Genomic DNA, 2,252 nt, shown 5'->3' with positions numbered 1-2,252 from the left:
GGCGCCGAAACGGTTGACCGGGCGCATCCGCCGCCCGATCTATGCGGGAAGTCCCGCAACTGGCACGAGGATCGCACGATGCTGTCCCGTCGCTCGGCCCTGACCGGCCTCACCGCCCTGCCTCTGGTCGCCGCCCTGCCGCGACCGTCCTTCGCCACGCCCGAGCTGAAGATTCGCGACATCTATGTCGGCGGCGGCGAGTTCTCGCCCGAGGCGCAGAGCCTGGTCGGCGAGGAAGTCATCATCCCCGGCTTCATGGCGCCGCCGCTGAAACCGGATGCCGCGTTCTTCGTGCTGACCCGGCGCCCGATGGCGGTGTGCCCGTTCTGCGACAACGAGGCCGACTGGCCGCGCGACATCGTGCTGGTCAAGCTCGACGGCGCGATCGAATGGCTGCCGTTCAACGTCGCGATCGCGGCGCGCGGGGTGCTGGAGCTCGGCACCGAGATCGATGAGGACACCGGATTCGTCAGCCGCGTCCGCCTGGTCGAGGCCGAGGTCGCGGTGGTCTAGCCAGCCTGCGCCGGCCCGATCGGCGCAGTCATCCAGCCGTCATCGAACTGCCATCGCATGGCAATGGGCCGGTGTTAGGCCTGCATCTCCCTCCCACACAACAAGGCGAGAGAGACTCCGATGCGCATGCGTTTCGCACTGACCGCCGGCGCGGCTTCCGGCGCGCTGCTGGCGATGGCCGGCACCGGGCTGGCCCAGACCCTGCCGGTGAGCGACCCCTATTTCCAGCAGGGCCGCGACATGCTGCTGGCCACCCTGGCGCAGCAGCCGAACACCAACCGGGCACGCAACGTGATCCTGTTCGTCGGCGACGGCTTCGGCGTGTCGACCCTGACCGCGACCCGCATCTTCGAGGGCCAGTCGCAGGGCCTGGACGGCGAATCCTACGAGCTGCCAACCGACCTGTTCCCCTATGCGGCGCTGTCGCGCACCTACTCGCATGACGGCCAGGTCTCCGACAGCGCGCCGACCGCGACCGCGATGATGACCGGAGTCAAGGCGCGCAACGACGTGATCGGCGTGACCGCCGACGTCGATGTCGGCGACTGCGCCGCCGCGCTGGCCCACTCGGTGCCGACCCTGCTGGAACTGGCGGAAATCGGCGGGCGGTCGACCGGCGTGGTCTCCACCGCGCGCATCACCCACGCGACGCCGGCCGCCACCTATGCTCACACGCCGGTGCGCGACTGGGAAGCCGACAGCGACATGCCGCCCGAGGCGATCGCGGCCGGTTGCATCGACATCGCCAGCCAGCTGGTCGGCCTGCCCTATGGCGACGGCATCGACGTGGCGCTGGGCGGCGGCCGCGCGATGTTCATCGCCGCCGAGACCGCCGACCCCGAGGACGAGGGCAAGACCGGCGACCGCACCGACGGCCGCGACCTGACCGCCGAATGGGTCGACGCCGGCGGCGCCTATGTCTGGAACATGGCGCAGTTCGCGGCGCTGGACCCGCATGGCAGCGAGCGCGTGCTCGGCCTGTTCAACCGCTCGCACATGACCTATGAGGCCGACCGCGCCACCGACGTCGGCGGCGAGCCTTCGATCGCCGAGATGACCGCCTTCGCCATCGAGAAGCTGAGCCGGAATCCGGATGGCTTCTTCCTGATGGTCGAGGGCGGGCGCGTCGACCACGCCAGCCACGAGGGCAACGCCTATCGCACGCTGACCGACGCGGTGGCGTTCGAGGACGCGATCCGCACGGCGGTCGGCATGGTCGACCTGGACGAGACGCTGATCGTGGTGACGGCGGATCACAGCCACACGCTGACGATCAACGGCTATCCGGAGCGCGGCAACCCGATCCTGGGCCTGGCGGCATTCCATGGCGAGTTGCTGCTCGGCGACGACGGCCTGCCTTACACCACGCTGAGCTTCGCCAACGGTCCCGGCGCGGTGCAGGGCGGGGCGCGCGCCGACCTGACCGGCGTCGACACCACCGACCCGGACTTCGTCCAGCAGGCCCTGGTGCCGATGTCGTCGGAGACCCACACCGGCGAGGACGTCTCGATCCATGCGATCGGGCCGTGGGCGCACCTGTTCCAGGGCGTGGTCGAGCAGAACTACATCTTCCACGTCATGGACTTCGCCAGCGGCATCAGCGGTCGTGCACTGAGCAACTGATCCGGCGGGCCGGTCGAGGCGTCTGCGCCGCGGCCGGCCGCCGCACGCCTGAGGCGCCGGGCCGGTTCGCGCTGGCGCCCGGAACGTGGTAGAGGGCAATCGGTTGCCGCCGCCGA

At 70.2% G+C, this 2,252-nt stretch carries 2 protein-coding genes; both read left to right on the top strand.

Annotated features, from left to right (window positions below):
• Positions 1 to 78: 78 nt before the first annotated feature.
• Positions 79 to 513: a hypothetical protein gene (locus tag R3F55_26040; GenBank protein MEZ5670833.1), complete on the top strand. Its 435-nt coding sequence runs from the start codon at positions 79 to 81 to the stop codon at positions 511 to 513.
• A 120-nt stretch (positions 514 to 633) separates the two neighbouring features.
• On the top strand, positions 634 to 2,136 hold the full coding sequence (locus R3F55_26035; GenBank protein MEZ5670832.1) for an alkaline phosphatase: 1,503 nt from the start codon (positions 634 to 636) through the stop codon (positions 2,134 to 2,136).
• Positions 2,137 to 2,252: the final 116 nt, after the last annotated feature.

This window comes from Alphaproteobacteria bacterium (assembly GCA_041396705.1).
Lineage (GTDB): Bacteria > Pseudomonadota > Alphaproteobacteria > CALKHQ01 > CALKHQ01 > CALKHQ01.
The sequence above is the reverse complement of the archived record's forward strand: the minus strand, read 5'-3'. Positions and strand labels throughout refer to the sequence as shown.

Excerpts from the sequence above, each read along its gene's own strand:
- R3F55_26040 (MEZ5670833.1), top strand. The coding sequence starts at position 79 with ATGCTGTCCCGTCGCTCGGCCCTGACCGGCCTCACCGCCCTGCCTCTG.
- R3F55_26035 (MEZ5670832.1), top strand. The coding sequence starts at position 634 with ATGCGCATGCGTTTCGCACTGACCGCCGGCGCGGCTTCCGGCGCGCTG.